This is a genomic window from Variovorax paradoxus, assembly GCF_024734665.1.
In the GTDB taxonomy this organism is placed as follows: Bacteria; Pseudomonadota; Gammaproteobacteria; order Burkholderiales; family Burkholderiaceae_C; genus Variovorax.
In genome coordinates, this window is the sequence record NZ_CP102931.1 from 5,746,460 (window position 1) to 5,764,328 (window position 17,869).

At 67.5% G+C, this 17,869-nt stretch carries 17 protein-coding genes; 2 read left to right on the forward strand and 15 right to left on the reverse strand.

Annotation, left to right across the window (positions count from 1 at the left end; all coding sequences use genetic code 11):
- Nucleotides 1-55: 55 nt before the first annotated feature.
- Both NWF24_RS27090 and dksA read right to left on the reverse strand, forming a co-directional pair.
- Nucleotides 56-1,738 (reverse strand): STAS domain-containing protein, encoded by a 1,683-nt coding sequence (locus NWF24_RS27090; protein ID WP_258351234.1) that lies wholly within the window; start codon nucleotides 1,736-1,738, stop codon nucleotides 56-58.
- Between the two features lie 48 nt (nucleotides 1,739-1,786).
- Nucleotides 1,787-2,761 carry an RNA polymerase-binding protein DksA gene (gene dksA, locus NWF24_RS27095; RefSeq protein WP_256329220.1) on the reverse strand — a complete coding sequence of 325 codons (975 nt, stop codon included), beginning with the start codon at nucleotides 2,759-2,761 and terminating at the stop codon, nucleotides 1,787-1,789.
- 383 nt (nucleotides 2,762-3,144) lie between these two features.
- Between dksA and NWF24_RS27100 the strand changes: the two genes are divergently transcribed.
- Nucleotides 3,145-4,662, forward strand: a complete 1,518-nt coding sequence (locus NWF24_RS27100) for a YdgA family protein (protein WP_258351235.1) — start codon at nucleotides 3,145-3,147, stop codon at nucleotides 4,660-4,662.
- A 77-nt stretch (nucleotides 4,663-4,739) separates the two neighbouring features.
- Here the strand turns inward: NWF24_RS27100 and NWF24_RS27105 are convergent, their stop codons facing one another.
- From NWF24_RS27105 to NWF24_RS27160, 12 genes are all read right to left on the reverse strand, one after another.
- Nucleotides 4,740-5,792, reverse strand: coding sequence for a CobW family GTP-binding protein (locus NWF24_RS27105; protein WP_093056291.1), 1,053 nt, complete (start codon nucleotides 5,790-5,792; stop codon nucleotides 4,740-4,742).
- Between the two features lie 119 nt (nucleotides 5,793-5,911).
- The gene (locus tag NWF24_RS27110) at nucleotides 5,912-7,135 is read right to left on the reverse strand and encodes a class I SAM-dependent rRNA methyltransferase (protein ID WP_258351236.1); all 1,224 of its coding nucleotides are present in this window, start codon (nucleotides 7,133-7,135) and stop codon (nucleotides 5,912-5,914) included.
- 10 nt (nucleotides 7,136-7,145) lie between these two features.
- Complete coding sequence (locus NWF24_RS27115; protein ID WP_258351237.1) at nucleotides 7,146-8,135, reverse strand: tyrosine recombinase XerC; 990 nt, start codon at nucleotides 8,133-8,135, stop codon at nucleotides 7,146-7,148.
- A complete protein-coding gene (locus NWF24_RS27120) occupies nucleotides 8,119-8,754 on the reverse strand; it encodes a YdcF family protein (protein WP_258351238.1) in 636 nt (211 codons plus the stop codon). The genes NWF24_RS27115 and NWF24_RS27120 overlap by 17 nt, the downstream gene beginning before the upstream one ends.
- On the reverse strand, nucleotides 8,751-9,455 hold the full coding sequence (locus NWF24_RS27125) for a DUF484 family protein (RefSeq protein WP_258351239.1): 705 nt from the start codon (nucleotides 9,453-9,455) through the stop codon (nucleotides 8,751-8,753). The genes NWF24_RS27120 and NWF24_RS27125 overlap by 4 nt, the downstream gene beginning before the upstream one ends.
- Complete coding sequence (gene dapF, locus NWF24_RS27130) at nucleotides 9,452-10,327, reverse strand: diaminopimelate epimerase (RefSeq protein WP_258351240.1); 876 nt, start codon at nucleotides 10,325-10,327, stop codon at nucleotides 9,452-9,454. Before dapF ends, NWF24_RS27125 begins: the two co-directional genes overlap by 4 nt.
- Nucleotides 10,328-10,399: 72 nt before the next feature.
- Nucleotides 10,400-11,221, reverse strand: a complete 822-nt coding sequence (locus NWF24_RS27135) for an alpha/beta fold hydrolase (protein WP_258351241.1) — start codon at nucleotides 11,219-11,221, stop codon at nucleotides 10,400-10,402.
- Between the two features lie 47 nt (nucleotides 11,222-11,268).
- Complete coding sequence (locus tag NWF24_RS27140; protein WP_258351242.1) at nucleotides 11,269-12,870, reverse strand: MFS transporter; 1,602 nt, start codon at nucleotides 12,868-12,870, stop codon at nucleotides 11,269-11,271.
- Nucleotides 12,863-13,261 carry a DoxX family protein gene (locus NWF24_RS27145; protein WP_093078697.1) on the reverse strand — a complete coding sequence of 133 codons (399 nt, stop codon included), beginning with the start codon at nucleotides 13,259-13,261 and terminating at the stop codon, nucleotides 12,863-12,865. The genes NWF24_RS27140 and NWF24_RS27145 overlap by 8 nt, the downstream gene beginning before the upstream one ends.
- A 2-nt stretch (nucleotides 13,262-13,263) precedes the next feature.
- Entirely contained in the window at nucleotides 13,264-15,159 is a 1,896-nt protein-coding gene (locus tag NWF24_RS27150; protein WP_258351243.1) for an amidohydrolase, read from the reverse strand.
- Nucleotides 15,152-15,439 carry a XapX domain-containing protein gene (locus tag NWF24_RS27155; protein WP_258351244.1) on the reverse strand — a complete coding sequence of 96 codons (288 nt, stop codon included), beginning with the start codon at nucleotides 15,437-15,439 and terminating at the stop codon, nucleotides 15,152-15,154. Before NWF24_RS27155 ends, NWF24_RS27150 begins: the two co-directional genes overlap by 8 nt.
- Before the next feature lie 17 nt (nucleotides 15,440-15,456).
- Nucleotides 15,457-16,110, reverse strand: coding sequence for a hydrolase (locus NWF24_RS27160; RefSeq protein ID WP_093056307.1), 654 nt, complete (start codon nucleotides 16,108-16,110; stop codon nucleotides 15,457-15,459).
- A gap of 198 nt (nucleotides 16,111-16,308) precedes the next feature.
- On the opposite strand from NWF24_RS27160, the gene NWF24_RS27165 reads away from it, so the two are divergent.
- Nucleotides 16,309-17,226, forward strand: coding sequence for a LysR family transcriptional regulator (locus tag NWF24_RS27165; protein ID WP_258351245.1), 918 nt, complete (start codon nucleotides 16,309-16,311; stop codon nucleotides 17,224-17,226).
- Between the two features lie 9 nt (nucleotides 17,227-17,235).
- On the opposite strand, the gene NWF24_RS27170 is transcribed toward NWF24_RS27165, so the two are convergent.
- Nucleotides 17,236-17,865, reverse strand: a complete 630-nt coding sequence (locus NWF24_RS27170) for a 2-hydroxychromene-2-carboxylate isomerase (protein WP_258351246.1) — start codon at nucleotides 17,863-17,865, stop codon at nucleotides 17,236-17,238.
- Between the last annotated feature and the right edge of the window lie 4 nt (nucleotides 17,866-17,869).

Sequence of the window (17,869 nt, forward strand, 5' to 3'; positions counted from 1 at the left end):
GCAGCCATCTGGGGGTGCGCCGCAGCAATGCAACCGCCATCGGGCGGCGCAGGTTTTAGTTTTTCCTAACCGTCACTGTCGAATGATCGGCAATGCCTACCAGGTTGAACAGCGCGGCAATCAACCGGTGCGCATCGACGAACTGCACGCGCTCGCCATTGGCATCGCGTGCGCGCACCCAGCTCAGCAGCGTGCCCACGGCGGCCAGGTCCATGCGCAGCAGCGCCGCGCACGAAATGACTGGCGCAGTGGTGTGGCGCAGGTCGTTGTCCAGCCGTTGCCAGCTCGACAGCGACTCGCCCCGCAGATCGCCCGCCAGCGCGGCAAAACCGCTGTCGGTGGACGGGAAGCTCTCGGAATCGCCACCGACCGACAGCAGCGACCACACCGAGCTGGGCCGGCTCGCCGGCGGCGCGGCCAGCGTGGTGCATTCGCCCTTCGGGTCCTGCCAGGAAGGCGGCGACACCTCGTAGGTGATGCAGTAGTTGAGCGCCACCAGCTCGAAGTCGTCGGGCAGGTGCATCAGGCGAAGCGCCGCAAGGTGCAGCTGCCACCAGATGTCGTCAGTGCCGCGCTCGTTGTTGGGAGCGGCCTCGGACAGCACGGCCAGCAGTTGCGCCGAGCCCATGAAGCGCAGTTGCACCGGCGAATCGGCCCAATGGGTGAACAGCACGCGCAGTGGCGCAGCAGCCTCAGGCTCGATGGCGTGCAGCCCGCGCCAGTCGAGCGTCCACACAGAGCCCGCCTTCGACAGCGCGCGGGTGAGCTCCATCAGGCCTTCGCGCGCCAGGCGCGTGGGGCAGGTCCAGTCGGCATGGGCGCTGCTGCCTTCGGCGGCGGCCCCGGCCGCCTCTTCGCTGGCAGTGACGGCCTTGACGCTGCGGGCCAGCTCATCGAGCGAGACCCAGTCGGGGCCCATGCGCCGCATGCGCTGCGCATAGCGCATGCGGGCGGCCGCGAACTTGGCAGCATCGCCGGTCGCGCGGTACAGATCGAACAGGGCGCGCCAGCGGTTGTCGTCGCGTTCGGCCGCGGCGTCGTGCCCACCCTCGACGGGCGTCGTGCCCTCGGTGGAGGCCAAAGCCTGCAGCAGGATGGCTTCGGCGCCGGCGTCGTCGCCGTGCGCGAAGCGGATCACCGCCTCTTCCAGCGCGCCGTCATGTGCAAGGCGCGACGACAGCAGCGGCACGCTGGCGGCCACCGCCGGGGCGTCGCCACCGGCCTCGGCTGCAGCCGCTGGCGGGATGATTGGCAACACGGCGGGCTCGGACAGCAGATCGTCGGTATGCACCGGCGGCAGCGTCTCGGCGCCGGCGTCAGGCGGCGGGTTGACCAGCGTTTCGCCGTTCGGGCCCCGCCCTTTCCACCACTGCTGCGACATCTGCTGCTCGATCTCGTCGATCTTCTTGAGCGTGAGCGCGCGGCCTTCCGATTTCTCGGAGGTGCTGTTGATGTTGAAGGAAGACGGCGTAGCCGTCGCCTCGAAGGCATGGGCGGCGGCCTCGCGCTGGCGCAGCTTGCGCAGCATGTCGAACTCGCGCCGGCGCACGAAATCGTTGCGCTGGCGCCGCTCGATCATCTCCTTCAGCATCTCGCGGCTGTAGGTCTGCTGGGCGGGCAGCGAAGAGTCCGAGGTCGAGGCGGAAGCAGGGGCATCCAGCTCCGACCAATCCTTCAGGGGATTGCGGACAAATTTGGCCACCTTGGAAAAAAGGCGGCCCGATTCTTCCTTTGGCATTCGGCGAAGGCTATCGAAGTCGCTGGGCTCTATCTACCTTGACCCTGTTCAATCCCCGAACATCTTTTGCTTGAGTTCGCGGCGCTGTTGCGCTTCGAGCGACAGCGTGGCCGTCGGGCGGGCCAGCAGGCGGCCGACGCCGATGGGTTCGCCGGTTTCGTCGCAGTAGCCGTAGTCGCCGGCGTCGATGCGCTGGATCGACTGCTCGATCTTCTTGAGCAGCTTGCGCTCACGGTCGCGGGTGCGCAGCTCGAGGGCGTGTTCTTCCTCGATGGTGGCGCGGTCGGCCGGGTCGGGAACGACCACCGTGTCTTCACGCAGGTGCTCGGTGGTCTCGCCGGCGTTCTCGAGAATGCCGCGCTTGAGTTCTTCGAGCTTCAGGCGGAAGAACGCCATCTGCTTTTCGTTCATGTACTCGTCGTCGGGCATGGCGATGACTTCAGCGTCGCTCAGCTCGGAGGGAGTCTTGGTCTTCCAGTTGTTGGCCAGCTTCGGGTCTTTCTTCACGGCCAGGGGCGGCGGCGGCACCAGCGCGGTGGAAGGCGCCTGCGAGAAGCTGGACTTGGCGGCGGTCGATGCGACAGATTGCGGCATCGAGGGCACGGTCAGTTGCGACAGCCGGGACACGCGGCCACCACGCGCGGCGGGTGCGGGCGTGGGGGTTTGAACGGGCATCGAGGGTGTCGCCGGGGCGGAAGTGGAGGCGGCAGCCGTTTTTTTCATGGGGATCGAGGGGGCAGAAGGAACGGCAGCAGGGCGGCCGACGGGTTTGGATGACGATGAGCCCGCGCCTGCGGTCTTGGTGGCGGCAGTTGCAGGCTTGGCGGACTTCTTGGTCGCAGCGGTCGCGGCCTTGGCCGGTGGTGCTGCGGGCTTTTTGGACGGCGCGCTTTTCTCCTTCGCTGCGGAGCCATGTGCGGTGGCGGAAACCTTTTTGGCCGCAGGTACAGCCTGCTTCGCAGCCGGCGCCTTCTTTGTGGCGGGCTTGGGTGCTGGCGTGGCCTTGGCGGCGGGTTTCTTCACGGTGACTGGCTCCTTGGTCGAACTGGAACGCGCTTTCACTGGGTGTCTCCTCCCATGGGAGCCACTTGCGGCTTTCAGACCACGCAGGCTCCCCGTTGTCGGGGTGCTCGCAAGTGGCGAACCCCGGGGTTATACCCCCGAAAGCCCACCAGGAACGTGCGGCGCCCCGTGCCGGAAGTCACATCTTGTCCACGAGAACTGGACATGGCTGCCGGAACAGGCGCGCGATTGTATAGAGAACTCGCAGGCGCGGGCGATGTCTCGGCGTGCCGGCCAACTCCGTTAGCATCGCGCGGCGCTGTCTGTGGGAGCAGCGCGGCCCCGGGCCTTTGTCCATATGGCGCAGGGGGCCTATCCGTTCATTCGCAAAAAGAAAGCAAGTCTTGAACAAGAAAGTAGTTTTGGGAGTCTTGGCCGCAGCTATCGCCGCCGCCTACGGCGGCAGCACCTGGTGGGCCGGCACGCAAATCAAGTCGCGCTACGACATCGCCTTCGACGAATTGCCGAAGCAGACCGCGCTGGTGCGCGTGACCGAGCGCAAATATGAACGCGGCTTCTTCGGCGCCGTCAGCACCGTGACGCTGGAAATCGGCTGCGCAGCCGATGCCGCCGCCCCGGCAGCAGCAGCACCCGCCGCCGCCGACAAGCCCGCCGAGGGCGAGGAAGCCGAAGCCGACGACGAGGAAGACGCAGGCAGCATCAAGCCGCCCAAGCAGCTGCGCCTGACCATCCGCGACACCATCCACCACGGCCCGCTGGCCGGCGGCACGCTGGCAGCGGCCACCATCGACAGCGAACTGGTGCTCGACGAGAAGACGCAGGCCGCGGCGAAAAAGCTGTTCGGCGACGCCAAGCCCCTGACCGCGCGCACCAAGGTCGGCTTCGGCGGCGCCTTCACGACCGACCTGACCGTCGCGCCCGCCAAGCTGGTCGAAGAAGGCAAGGGCCGCCTCGACTGGCAAGGCATTCAGGCCCGCCTGGAAGTCAACGCCGCGCGCACCCAGGCGCGCTACGACATGACCATGCCCGGCCTCGACTTCAGCGAAGCGCGTAGCGGCGTGACCATGAAGATGGGCAAGCTCGCCGCCAAGGCCGACATGGACATGAGCGCCGGCTGGTTCCTGGCCACCGGCAAAACCGAAGGCCGGCTCGACACCCTCGAGTTCGCCGTCAAGAAGAAGGCTGCCGAGGAAGGCGCTGCACCGGCAGAACCAACAAAGGCACTGCCGACAGTCGTGCTCCAGAACATCGAACTGGTCGGCGACGCGAGCACCAAGGACGGCCTCTATGCGTCGAGCGGCACGTTCAGGGGCACCGGCAAGATCGGCGAGACCAAGATCGACAAGTTCGAACTGACCAGCAGCGCGCGCCGCATCCATGCCGCCGGCTACAAGAAGCTGGCCGACGCCTGGATGCAGTCCAGCGCCGCCAGCGGCTGCGGCAAGGGCAGCAGCAAGGCATCTCAGGCAGCCATGCAGGCGCTGGCCGAGCAGCTCGCGCCCGACCTCAAGGCCATGGCGAAGTACGGCCCCGAAGCCGGCCTCGACAAGATGCTGGTCGAAATCGACGGCAAGCGCGCCGAAATCGGCTACACGGTCAGCATGGCCGGCGTGACCGACGAAGACCTGCAGATGCCCGGCACCGCACTGCTCATGAAGCGCGGCGTGCTCAAGGCCCATGCGCGACTGCCGATGAAGTGGCTCGAGAAGCTGGCCGAAACCGGTGCAGAGAGCGGCCAGACGCCGCCGCCCGAAATGGTGGCCGGCCTGGTCGAGCAGGGCGAGCAGAGCGGCTTCGTGAAGCGCGACGGCGACGACGTCACCGCCCAGGTCGAGTACAGCGAAGGCAGCCTGAAGGTCAATGGCAAGCCGCTGGGCGGGATGGGCGCAACCGGCAAGTAAGCCGGCCTCGGCCCGAATGAAAAACGGCGCTGGCCTTTTGGGGCCAGCGCCGTTTTCTATTTCAGCAAGCCTTCAACTCAGACCAGGCACTGCTCCAGCCCCTGCTCGAGAATTTCGCGCGGCAGCTCGATGCCGATGAACACCATGCGGCTCTGGCGCGCCTCGTCCTTGCCCCACTCGGGCCCCAGGTCGCTGCCCATCAGCTGGTGCACGCCCTGGAAGATCACCTTGCGCTCGGTGCCCTTCATGTTCAGCACGCCCTTGTAGCGCAGCATGCGCGGGCCGTAGATATTGACGATCGCACCCAGAAAGTCTTCCAGCTTGGCCGGATCGAAGGCGCGGTCGGCCTTGTAGACGAAGCTCTTCACGTCATCGTCCGTGTGGTGATGGTGGCCGTGGCCCTCGTGCTTGTGCGAGGGGTGGTCGCACGCCTCGCCATGCGCGTGGTCATGGTCGTGATGGTCGTGGTCGTCTTCCTTCAGGAAGTCGGGGTCGATGTCGAGCTTGGCGTTCAGGTTGAAGCCGCGCAGGTCGAAGATGTCCTTCAGCGGCACGTCGCCGAAATGCGCCTTCTGCTGCGGCGCGCGTGGGTTCATGTGCTTCAGGCGGTGAATGAGCGCGTCGGTCTCTTCGGCCGACACCAGCTCGCTCTTGCTGATGAAGATCTGGTCGGCAAAGCCCACCTGGCGACGCGCTTCCTGGCGGTCGTTGAGCTGCTGAGGCGCGTGCTTGGCATCGACCAGCGTGAGGATCGAGTCGAGCAGGTAGCTCTCGGCGATCTCGTCGTCCATGAAGAAGGTCTGGGCCACGGGGCCGGGGTCGGCCAGGCCGGTGGTTTCAATAACCACGCGGTCGAAATCGAGCAGGCCCTGGCGCTTCTTGGCGGCCAGCATTTGCAGCGCCTCGCGCAGGTCTTCGCGGATGGTGCAGCAGACGCAGCCGTTGCTCATCTGCACGATCTGCTCCTTCGACTCGGTCACGAGGATGTCGCTGTCGATGTTCTCTTCGCCGAACTCGTTCTCGATGACCGCGATCTTCTGACCGTGGGCCTCGGTCAGGATGCGTTTGAGCAGCGTGGTCTTGCCCGAGCCGAGAAAGCCGGTGAGGATGGTCGCGGGAATGAGGGCCATGGGGATAGTGCTCCGGAAGCGGAAAACAGGAATTGGGGGCAGGGAAAGGCGCGAAAAGGCGTGGCCCGGCAGTTTAGCCAATGCCACTGAGTTGCGTTGGCGGCAGGGTCAAGACGGCGTCAGGCGGGCTTTCTGACCACCACCAGGCCCTTCAGGTACTCCCCTTCCGGAAACTCGATGGTCATCGGATGGTCGGGCGCAGCGCCCAGGCGTTCGGCGATGTAGCCGTCCACGCCCGCATCGAGCCCCGCCGAGGCCACGATCTTGTGGAACAGGTCGGCGCTGATGCCGCCCGAGCATGAGAAGGTCAGCAGCACGCCACCCGGCTCCAGCAGCTTCAGCGCCAGCCGGTTGATGTCCTTGTAGGCCCGCGCGGCGCGCTCGGCGTGCGCCACCGTGGGCGCGAACTTGGGCGGGTCGAGCACGATGGCGTCGAAAGTGCGGCCCTGGTCGATGAACTCGCGCAGCACGGTGTTGACGTTGGCGTCGAGAAACTCGGTCTTTATGCCCTGCCCCCCAATGCTGTCAAAGCCGTTGAGCGCGAGATGGCCACGAGCCCGCTCCAGCGCGGGCAGCGACGAATCGACCGACACCAGCTCCACGCCTTCGAGCGCGCCCGCGGCCTTCAGCCCCGCCAGTGCCGCAACGGTGAAGCCGCCCGTGTAGCAGAAGCAATTCAGCACGCGCCGGAAGCGCCGGTGCTGCGCCAGCTCGGCAAAGCGCTGGCGGCTGTCGCGCTGGTCGAGATAGAAGCCGGTCTTGTGGCCGGTCGCGATGTCGAGCGACAGCTTCCAGCCGTGCTCGCGAATGATGATCTCTGTGGGGCCGTCGCCGCGCAGCCAGCCCGTGACGGGCTTCAGGCCTTCGCGCTCGCGGCCGCTGGCGTCGGAGCGTTCGTAGAGCTTCGTCAGGCCCGTGGCCTTGAGCAGCGCGTCGGCCAGAACATCTTTCCAGCGCTCGACGCCGGCCGAGAGAAACTGCGCCACCAGCGTGTCGCCATAGCGGTCGACGATCAGCCCCGGCAGGCCGTCGGCCTCGCCGTGCACCAGCCGCACGCCGTCGCTCTGCAGGTCGAACAGGCCGCGGGCGGCCACCGCACGGGCGCACACCGAGGCGAAGAAGGCAGCGTCGATGCGCTGCGTTTCGACGAAGCTCCAGGCCCGCGCGCGGATCTTTGAAATGGGGCTGAAGGCCGCCCATGCGAGGAAAGCGCCGTCGTGCGACTCGACGCGCACGGTCTCGCCGGAATCGGCGCCACCGCGTGCGATGGCCGATTCGAAGACCCACGGATGGCGGCGCTGCATCGAGCGCTCTTTGCCGGGTTTGAGGCGAAGGGTTTTCATTGTTTCTTGCTTACTTGTCTTTGTCTTCCCGGGCCTTGGCGCGCGGATGTGCCGCGTCATAAACCTTGGCCAGGTGCTGGAAATCCAGCCGCGTATAGACCTGCGTGGTCGCGATGTTGGCGTGCCCCAGCAGCTCCTGCACCGCGCGCAGGTCGCTGCTCGATTGCAGCACGTGGCTCGCGAACGAATGGCGCAGCATGTGCGGATGCACCGGCGCCGCCAGGCCGGCCTTGAGACTGCGCTCGCGCAGCAGCTTCCACACCGCCTGCGACGACATCCGCATGCCCTTGGCGCTGATGAAAAGCGCGGCCGCCGCTTGCGGGTCGCGCAGCCGGGCGGTGGTCAGCCCGGCGCAATCGCCGCGCACCGCCAGCCAGTCGCGCGCCGCCTCTGCCGCCTTGCTGCCCATTGGCACGATGCGGCGCTTGCTGCCCTTGCCGAGCACGCTGGCTTCCATCGCATCGAGATCGACCCAGCCTCGCGCCGTGTTGCTCGCCTGCGCGTCGAGCCCCGTGAGCTCGCTCACACGCAGCCCGCAGCCGTAGAGCACCTCGACGATCGCGCCATCGCGCGCCTCGGTCCATGGGTCGGCCTCGGGGTCATACAGCTCGGCGAGGCGCACCGCGTCGTCAACGCCCAATGCCTTGGGCAGCGGCCGGCCGGCCTTGGGCGCGTGCACGTCCTGCACGGGGTTGAAGCCGATCAGCCCTTCATTGCCCAGCCAGCGGTAGAAGCTGCGCCAGCACGACAGCACCAGCGCAATGCCGCGCGGCTCGCGCCCGGCGCTGTGCAATTGCGCCATCCAGCGGCGCACGTGGGCGGTCTGCACGCGGTCCAGCGGCAGCTTTGCTTCGACAGCATGGTCGCGCAGGGCCTGCAGGTGAAAGGCGTAGAGCTCGACCGTACGCGCCGCGAGCCGACGCTCGACGCGCACATGCTCCAGGTATTTTTCGATCCAGTCCGGGGGAGTGGATGCGACCGGCTCAGAAGAGATAGCCATGGCCGGCATTGTTGATGATGGCTGCCGGCTCGCGCAATGCGCCCTTGGACAACGGCCCCAGCGCCCGCCAGCACGACGTGGGCGCCGCCGCGTACTGCACGTCGAAGCTCTGGTCGAAGCCGCTCTTCTTCACGAGCCGCTCGATACGCCACAGATGGAAGGGCTCCGACACGATGACCACGCTGCGCACGCCGGCCGCCAGCAGCAGCGGACGCGACAGCGACAGGTTCAGCCGCGTGGACGTCGATGCAGGCTCGAGCACCATCGGCCCCGCAAAGCCCGAAGCTATTGCGTGTTCCCCCATCGTGATGGCCTCGATGCGGCTGTCCTCGGAATCCACGCCGCCCGAAAAAGCCAGCTGCCTGACCAAGCCGGCTTTCGCCATCGCCAGAGCCGTATCGACCCGCCCCGTAAGGCACGGATGCGGCTTGCCGTCGAGGTACGCGCGGCTGCCGAGCACCAGCGCCGCGTCGGCTGGTCGCTGCGGCGGGTGCGCCAGCAGCTCTTCGGCATGCCACCAGAGGAACGCTCCGATGGCCGCATACACCAGCGCCACGGCCAGCACCCCGCCAGCCAGCACGACCTGCCACGGCCGCCGCAACCAGCGCGGGCGTTTCAAGGACGAAGCCGCGAAAGTCCGCCCGAGGCCAGCTCGGCGATGCGCTCGAGAAAGTCGGTACCCATCTCGGCGTTGAAGCGCTGCGCGTCGGGCGACGCCAGCACCAGCATGCCGAAGGCCGGCGACTCGGCGTCGGGGCGCAGCGGAATCAGCGCGATCGACATCGCGGCCTGCGGCTCGGGCAGCCAGTTGGCCGCCTCGAAGCCCGAATTGAGCCCGCAGTACGGCGAGGTCAGCGAGGTGGCCAGCGCCTTCACGTCGTCGCTCACCCACTGGGCATAGGCCTCGTTGAGGTATTCGCTGCCGCAGCCCCACACCTTGATGGCCGTCTGCGGCACCAGGAACAGCGACTGCAAATCGACCGCGATGCGGTACGGCAGGCTGCGCGGGTCGCGCGTGGTCAGCAGGCCGCTGGTCCAGCGCTGCAGGCGGTCGGCAATGACGACGTTCTCAGTGCCATGACGCACCATATCCATCAGGCGGTGCTCCAGCGCCTTGATCTTTTCGCGCAGCATCTCGGCCTGGCGTTCCTGCAGGCTCACGGCGCGGTTGCCGTGCGGGCTGGTGAGCTGCACCTGCGCCAACAGCTGGGCATGGCGCTCGAAGAAGTCGGGCGTGTTCGCCAGGTAGTTGGCGATGTCGTCTTCGGTGATCGGGTTCATGGCGTTGGCGTCGTTGTTGTTCGTGAAGTTGGTCGTCATGGCAGCTCCGGCACCTCGATGTCGCCTTCGAAGACTGTGGTGGCCGGCCCGGTCATCAGCACCGGCTGCCCCTCTCCCTGCCACTCGATCGTGAGAATGCCGCCGTGCGTCTGCACGTCGACCCGGCGCTCCAGCAGGCCGAGGCGAATGCCCGCCACCACCGCCGCGCAGGCGCCCGTGCCGCAGGCCAGCGTTTCGCCGGCGCCGCGCTCGAACACCCGCAGCCTGATGTGCGAGCGGTCGACCACCTGCATGAAGCCCGCATTCACCCGCTGCGGAAAGCGCGGATGGTGCTCGATCTGCGGGCCCTGCTCGGCCACGGGGGCGGTGTCTACGTTGTCGACCACCTGCACGGCGTGCGGGTTGCCCATCGACAGGACCGCTACTGAAACGATAGCGGTGCCCGCGCGCGTGCCAAGGGCAAGGTGCCACTTGTGCCAGGCGCCTTCGGGCTGCGGGTCGAGCCCGGCGATGTCGAAGGGCACGCGCTCGGGTTCGAAGACAGGGGCGCCCATGTCGACCGTCACGCGGCCGTCGGCACCCATGCGCGGCTCGATCACGCCCGACAGGGTCTGCACGCGCACTTGCGTCTTGTCGGTCAGGTGGTGTTCGTTGACGAAGCGCATGAAGCAGCGCGCGCCGTTGCCGCACTGCTCCACTTCGCCGCCGTCGGAGTTGTGGATCACGTATTGAAAGTCGACGCCTGCCGCAGGCGAAGGCCGCACGGTCAGGATCTGGTCGGCGCCGACGCCGAAATGGCGGTCGGCCAGAAAGCGGTATTGCGCGGCACTGAGGCCCAGCGTGCCGCGTGTTTCGTCCAGCACGACGAAATCGTTGCCGGCTCCCTGCATCTTGGTAAAGCGGATTCGCATTCCGGGATTATCGCCACCGGCACTACCCTTGGCGACCACGGGCCCAAGCCCGTGGCCATGAAGACGGAACGATCAGGCCTGGATGAACGCCAGCAGATCAGCGTTCACCTGGTCCTTGTGGGTGGTGCAGGTGGCGTGCGGCGCACCTGCGTAGACCTTGAGCTGGCTGCCCTTGATCATCTCGGCCGCAAGCTTGCCGGTGGCCTCGAAGGGCACGACCTGGTCGTCATCGCCGTGAATCACGAGCGTGGGCACGTCGATCTTCGCCATGTCGGGGCGGAAGTCGGTTTCCGAGAACGCGGTCACGCAGTCGATGGTGGCCTTGATCGAGGCCTGCAGCGCGATCTGCAGCGTCTGCTTGAAGACGCCTTGCGACACCTTGGCGCCGGGGCGATTGGTGCCGTAGAAGAGCGTGCTGAAGTCGTCGAGGAACTGCGGGCGGTCGGCGGCCAGGCCGGCGCGGATGCCCGCGAACAGCGAGGCGTCGGGCCCCACGGGGTGGTCGGCCGTCTTCATGAACAGCGGCGTCACGGCGCTGATGAGCGCAAGCTTGGCCACGCGAGCGCTGCCCTTGCGCGCGATGTAGCGCGTCACGTCGCCGCCGCCCATCGAGAAGCCCGCAAGGATCACGTCCTTCAGGTCGAGCTTTTCGATCAGCTCGGCGATGTCGTCGGCGAAGGTGTCGTAGTCGTAGCCGGTCCACGGCTGGCTCGAGCGGCCGAAACCGCGGCGGTCGAACGCGATGGTGCGGTAGCCGCGCTCCGCGAAGAACAGCATCTGGGCGTCCCACATGTCGGCGCTGAGTGGCCAGCCGTGGCTGAAGAGAATGGGCTGGCCCGAGCCCCAGTCCTTGTAGTAGAGCTCGGTGCCGTCGCGCAGTGTGAGTGTGGTCATGGTTTTCCAGTGGAGTGAAAAAAAGAAAGAAGGAAGGGAAGGAAAAATCAGATCGCAAGAAAGTGATGCACCTCGGGCTTGTCCGGCCCGATGTGAAAGCGCAGCGCCTCGCCCTGCAGGTCGGCATCGGCCTTCGACACGCGATGGTGCTGGCGCAGATGCTCCGCCCACGATTCGACGAGGAACCACTCGATCACCCGCTCCCCGTCGACCGTGTGCTCGTGCAGGCCCCAAGCGTAGGCACCGTCGCGGCGGCGTTCGAGAGACAGACGCTTCATCGCCTGTAGGAAGGCCGGGCGGTCTTCCTTGCGGATGCGGTACTCGACCTGGATCATCACCGGCCCGCGGTCGTTCGCCACCGGCTCGGCGAGCAGCGGCTCGGGCCAGTGGTTCGATGCCTGCAGATCGGCCTCTCCGGCCGGCAGCCGCACGCGATGGAAGACCAGCCCGGCCACCACCAGCCCCACCGCCCCCGCCACCAGCGTGGCCGGCACGCCGATCTGCTGCGCCACCAGGCCCCAGCCCAGGCTGCCCGCAGCCATCGCGCCGTTGAACACCGTGAGGTACACGGCCAACCCGCGCCCGCGCACCCAGTTCGGCAGGATCGACTGGGCCACGCCGTTGAGCGTGGTCAGCGCAACGATCCAGCCCAGGCCCAGCAGCAACAGCAGCAGCACCGCCAGCCACTTCGGCGGCGCGAAGACCAGGCCGCCCATCACGGCCGCGGTGAGCAGCGCGGCCAGCAGCAGCATGCCGTCGGCATCGAGCCGCGCCCGCAGGCGCGGCAGCACCAGCGCACCGCCGATGGCGCCCGCCCCCACCGCGCCGAGCAGCACGCCATAGAAGCCGGCGCTGCCGCCAAGCATCTGCCGCGCCACCAGCGGCAGCAGCGCCCACACCGAACTAGCGAACAGGAAGAACACCGCCGCGCGCAACAGCACCACGTGCAGCTCCTTGCTGGCGCGCGTGTAGCGCAGGCCGGCGCGGAATGCGCCGAAGAAGTTCTCCGACAAGCCGCTGTCGACCGGCGCCGGGCGCTTCCACCACAGCAGCGCCGCGATCACGAACACGTAGCTCAGCACGTCGACGCCATAGGTGGCGGCCGCGCCGAAGCTCGCAAGAATCAGCCCGCCCGCCGCCGGCCCGATGGAGCGCGCGATGTTGATGCCCAGCGAGTTCAGCGCCACCGCGCTCTTCAGATCGCTGCGCGGCACCAGCTCCGGCACGATCGACTGCCAGGTCGGCCCCATCAGCGCCGCGCCGATGCCGCCCACGAAAGTCAGCGCGATCAGGTATTCGACCGTCAGCGCGCCTGTGTGCGAAAGCACCAGCAGCGCACCGCTGACGGCCGCGAGCACCACTTGCACGAAGATCAGGAAGCGCCGCCGGTCGAGGATGTCCGACAGCACGCCCGCAGGAATTGCAAGCAGGAAGATCGGCAGCGTGGCCGCCGTCTGGATGAGCGCCACTGCCGTCGGGTTGGCGGACAGGTCCGTCACCAGCCACGAGCTGGCCACGTCGCGCATGAAGCTGCCGATGTTGCCGAGCACGGTGGCGGCCCAGAGCACCGCGAACACCGGCTGGCGAAGCGGCGCAAAGGCGCCGGGCTGCGGTGCCGGTGCGACCGCACTGTGCGAATGTTCAGACATGGGCACGCTCCTTCAGGTCATGCCAGGCGACGAGCAGGAAGCCGCCGACCAGCCCGAGATGTTCGAAGAAGGAGTTTGCCGCCATGAAGCGCTCCTGCCCGATCGGCATCTGCCAGAAGCGCAGCGCCACGAAAGTCGCCATCAGCGTGAAGCCCGCAAGCGCCAGCGCACCGAGCCAGCGCAGGCGACCGGCGAGGATCAACGCCGAGGCCCCGAGCTCCAGCACGATGACCGCCACGGCCAGCGGGCCGGCGGGCGACAGGCCGAAGTGGTTCATCTCCGCGAGGGCCGAGTTGAAGTCCATCGCCTTGTTCAGCCCGCCCTGAAGATAGGCCGCGCACAGCAGCAGCAAGGCAATCCAGCGAAGCGCGGGCGAAGTGGTCCAGCGCATCGTCACACCGCCCAGCAGGCGCAGCCGAGCGCGCCCCAGAAGCTCTTCAGGTCGGCAATGGGCAGCTTGCTGCTCCAGGCCGTGGCGTGCTGGTGGCCGTGCACGTTGCAGTTGTTGGCGCAGGCACACGACATCGCGGCGTTACGCAGCACCTTCTGCATCGGAGCGCCCTCGGGATCGGCCCAGCCGGCATAGCCGCCGAAGGTGCGCGCGGGCGACCAGTCGGGCATGGCCGGCGGCGGCGCGCCTTCGTCCAGCGCGGTGAACGGGCCGGCGCCGTAGACCACCTTGCCGCCCACCATGGTGAGCAGCGCGGTGGTGTCGGCAATCTCCGATTCGGCGCAGGCGAAGAAGTCGCGGTCGGGCACCACGAGGTCGGCGAGCTGGCCGGCCTGGATGCGGCCCTTCTTGCCCTCCTCGTTCGAAAACCATGTGACGTTCTCGGTCCACATGCGCAGCGCCTGTTCGCGGTCGATCAGGTTGCGCTGCGGCGTGATCTGCAGGCCACCCACCGTCTTGCCCGTGACCAGCCACGACAGCGACACCCACGGGTTGTACGAGGCCACGCGCGTCGCGTCGGTGCCGGCCGAGACCTTCACGCCCTTTTCGAGCATGCGCTTCACCGGCGGCGTGGCTTCGGCCGCGCCGGGGCCGTAGCGCTCGACGAAATACTCGCCCTGGTAGGCCATGCGGTGCTGCACCGCGATGCCGCCGCCCAGCGCCGCGATGCGGTCGATCGACTGGTCGGAGATGGTCTCGGCGTGGTCGAAGAACCAGTTCAGGCCGGCCAGCGGCGTGTCCTGGTTGACACGCTCGAACACGTCGAGCGAGCGGCTGATGGTCTCGTCGTAGGTGGCGTGCATGCGCCAGGGCCAGCGGTTCTGCACCAGCACGCGCACCACGTCTTCCAGCTCGCCTTCCATTTCAGGCGCCATGTCAGGGCGCGGCTGGCGGAAGTCCTCGAAGTCGGCGGCGGAAAACACCAGCATCTCGCCGGCGCCGTTGTGGCGGAAGTAGTCGTCGCCCTGCTTGTACTTGGAGTTGGCGGTCCAGTTCAGGAAGTCCTGCTTCTCCTGCTTGGGCTTCTGCGTGAACAGGTTGTAGGCCAGGCGGATGGTGAGTTGCCCGTCGTCGGCCAGCTTCTGGATCACGGCGTAGTCGTCGGGGTAGTTCTGGTTGCCGCCGCCCGCGTCGATGGCGCCGGTCACGCCCAGCCGGTTGAGCTCGCGCATGAAGTGGCGCGTGGAATTGAGCTGGTAGTCGAAGGGCAGCTTCGGCCCCTTGGCCAGCGTGGCGTAGAGGATGGCCGCGTTGGGCTTGGCCAGCAGCAGGCCCGTGGGGTTGCCGGCGCTGTCGCGCACGATCTCGCCGCCGGGCGGCGCGGGCGTGTCCTTGGTGTAGCCCACCGCACGCAGCGCAGCGCCGTTGAGCAATGCGCGGTCGTACAGGTGCAGGATGAAGACCGGCGTGTCGGGCGCGACGGCGTTCAGCTCCTCGATGGTCGGCAGGCGCTTTTCCACGAACTGGTGTTCGGTGAAGCCGCCCACCACGCGCACCCATTGCGGCGCGGGCGTGTTCGCAACCTGCCGCTTGAGCATGCCCATGGCGTCGGCCAGGCTGCGCACGCCGTCCCAGCGCAGCTCCATGTTGAAGTTCAGGCCGCCGCGAATGATGTGCAGGTGGTTGTCGATCAGCCCCGGCAGCACGCGCTTGCCGTGCAGGTCGATCACGCGGGTGCGGCTGCCGGCCATCGGCAGGATGTCGTGCGAGCGGCCGACGTGGGTGAAGCGGCCGTCCTTGATGGCCACGGCGTCGGCCGTGGGGTTGGCGCGGTCGAGGGTGGTGAACAGCCCGCGATGAAGGATCAGGTCGGGCGGGGTCGTCATGTTCTCAGCCATGGCGGGTTTCCTTGTTGGGGGTTTCGGCGGCGGTTTGGGCGGGCAGGCATTTCGGCAACTCGCCGAACACGTGCGGCTTGACCTGATGGTTCAGCCACGAGGTGGCCACGGCGTCGGGCTTGACCCAGCTCTTGATGAGCGGCGGGATCTGCTCGCCGAGCAGGATCCCGAGAAGCCCCACCAGGGCGATGACCGGCGGCGCCGGCGAGCGCACCTGGAACAGTGCGTAGATCACGCCGACCAGCAGGCCGAGCGCAAGCGACAGGACGTAGGGCTTCATCTTGTTCACCCTGGCGCTCAGCCTTCGTGCGCGCCGAACATGGTCTTGGCGTAAGTCACGCCAAGGCCGTAGGCGCCGCCAACCTTTTTCGCGATGCCGGTGGTCAGCTCGTAGGTGTCGCCGCGGGCCCAGTCGCGCTGCAGCTCGAGCAGGTATTGCAGCGAGGTCATCGGCTGCGCGCCGGCCTGCACCATGCGCTCCATCGCGCGGTTGTGCGCCTCGGCCGATACGTCGCCGCAGGCGTCGGCAATCACGTACACCTCGAAGCCCTGGTCGAGCGCCGACAGCGCCGGGCCGACGATGCAAACGCTGGTCCACAGGCCCGCCAGCACGATGCGCGGCTTGCCGATCTGGTTCACGCGCTCGATCACGGCGGCGTCTTCCCAGGTGTTCATCGAGGTGCGGTCGAGCATCTTCTGGCCCGGAAAGGCGTCGGTGATCTCGCTGAACATCGGGCCCGAGAAGCTCTTCTCGGCCACTGTCGTGAGAATGGTCGACACACCGAAGCCGGCCGCCGCCTGCGCCACCAGCGCGGCGTTGTTGCGCAGGTTCACGGCGTCGATGGAATGCGTGGCAAAGGCCATCTGCGACTGGAAGTCGATCATCACCAGCGTGTGGTCGGTGGGGGTGAGCAGCTTGGCGCCGGCGGTGGGGGTGGCCTTGATGGACATGTGAAGCTCCTTGCGGTTGAGTGGATATTCGATTGAATTCACAATTGCTTTCGGAGGGAATCTCCTTGGCATGGACTGAATCATCGGGTCCGCATCAACTGTCATCGACGAAACTTTTCACAGGCAATGATCGAAGTTTTCGATCATTCTTTTTTCACCCCTTTCTCACTCCTTTTTTCTTCTTCAAGGAACCGCAGCGTGCTCAAACTCAGCCTGGAAGCCATCGAGGTCGTCGACGCCATCGCCCGCCACGGCTCCTTCGCCGCCGCCGCCACTCGCCTGAACAAGGTGCCCTCCACCATCTCGTACGCCGTGGGCAAGCTGGAGGAACAGCTAGGCATGTTGCTGTTCGAGCGCAACGGCCCGCGCGTGACCCTCACCGCCGCCGGCGAGGAAATGCTCAAGGAGGGCCGCTGGCTGCTCAGCGCCGCGAGCGATCTCGAATCGCGCATGCGGCTGATCGCCACCGGCTACGAGTCGGAGCTGCGCCTCGTGCATGACTCGCTCATTCCCACGCAAGCGCTCATCGACGACATCCGCGCCTTCGAAGACCTGCGCTGCGGCACGCGGCTGCGCATCGGCTGCGAGGCGCTCACCGGCAGCTGGGAGGCGCTGCGCGAGGGCCGCGCCGACATCGTCATCGCCGCGGGCGAAGGCCCGGCCGGCGGCGGCTACCAGGCCGTGACCGTGGGCAGCCTCGACTTCGCGTTCTGCGTGGCGCCTTCGCACCCGCTCACCCGGCTCGGCCGGCCGCTGCAGCGCGGCGACCTGCTGGAGTGCAACGCCATCGTGGTGGGCGACAGCGCACGCACGCTGTCGGAGCGCACTGTCGGCCTGCTGGCCGGCCAGCCGCGCATCACCGTGCCCTCGATGCCCGCGAAGATCGCCTGCCAGGTGGCCGGCCTGGGCCACGGCTTTTTGCCGCGCGCCTGCATCCTGGGCGAACTCAAGCGCGGCACGCTGGTCGAGCTGCCCACCGAGGAGCCGCGCCCACCCGAGGCCTTCTGGCTGGCGTGGAAGACCGGCGCGCAGGGGCAAGCGCTGCGCTGGTGGCGCGAGCGGATGAACCGCACGCTGGTGCCGGCGCTGCTGCCGCGCTCGGCCGGGTGGCAGTGAGGGGGAGCGTCAGCCCGCCACGCGCAGCTTGTCCAGCGCCCGGTCCAGAAACGCCAATCGGTCCTGCCCCCAGAACCGCTCACCGTTCAGAATGAAAGTCGGCGCCCCGAACACACCCGCCTCCACCGCCTCCGCGCTGTAGACCCGGTAAGCCGCCAGCGTCTCGGCCGACTGCTCCAGCGCCTGCAGCGAGGCGCCGTCGTAGCCGGTCTCGTCGGCCACCGCGATGCGCACTTCGGCCTGCGAGGTGTCGCGCTCCTCGGCCCACAGCGCGCGCAGCAGCGCATGCGACAGCGGCTGCGCGTCGAGCCCCTGCAGCTGCGCGGCAATCACCATCCAGCCCGGGTACTTGTTCCAGTTTGGATCGCTCGGCGCGCCCTTGGGGTAGTGCGCGGGCGCCAGGTTCAGCGGCATGCCGAGGTAGTCGCTCCAGCGGGCGAGCTCCAGCGCGTGGTACGTGCGGCGCGGCTCGGGCCGTGTCTTCAGCGGAATGCCGCCGGTCTGCGGCACCACCGCCTGGAAGTCGTACGGTTTGAGCGTGAGCCGCACGTGGTGGCGGCGCACGATGTCTTGAAGTTGCGGGCCGCCGAGGTAGGCCCAGGGGGAAGAGAGGCTGTAGTAGCAGTCGAGCGCGATCATGTTT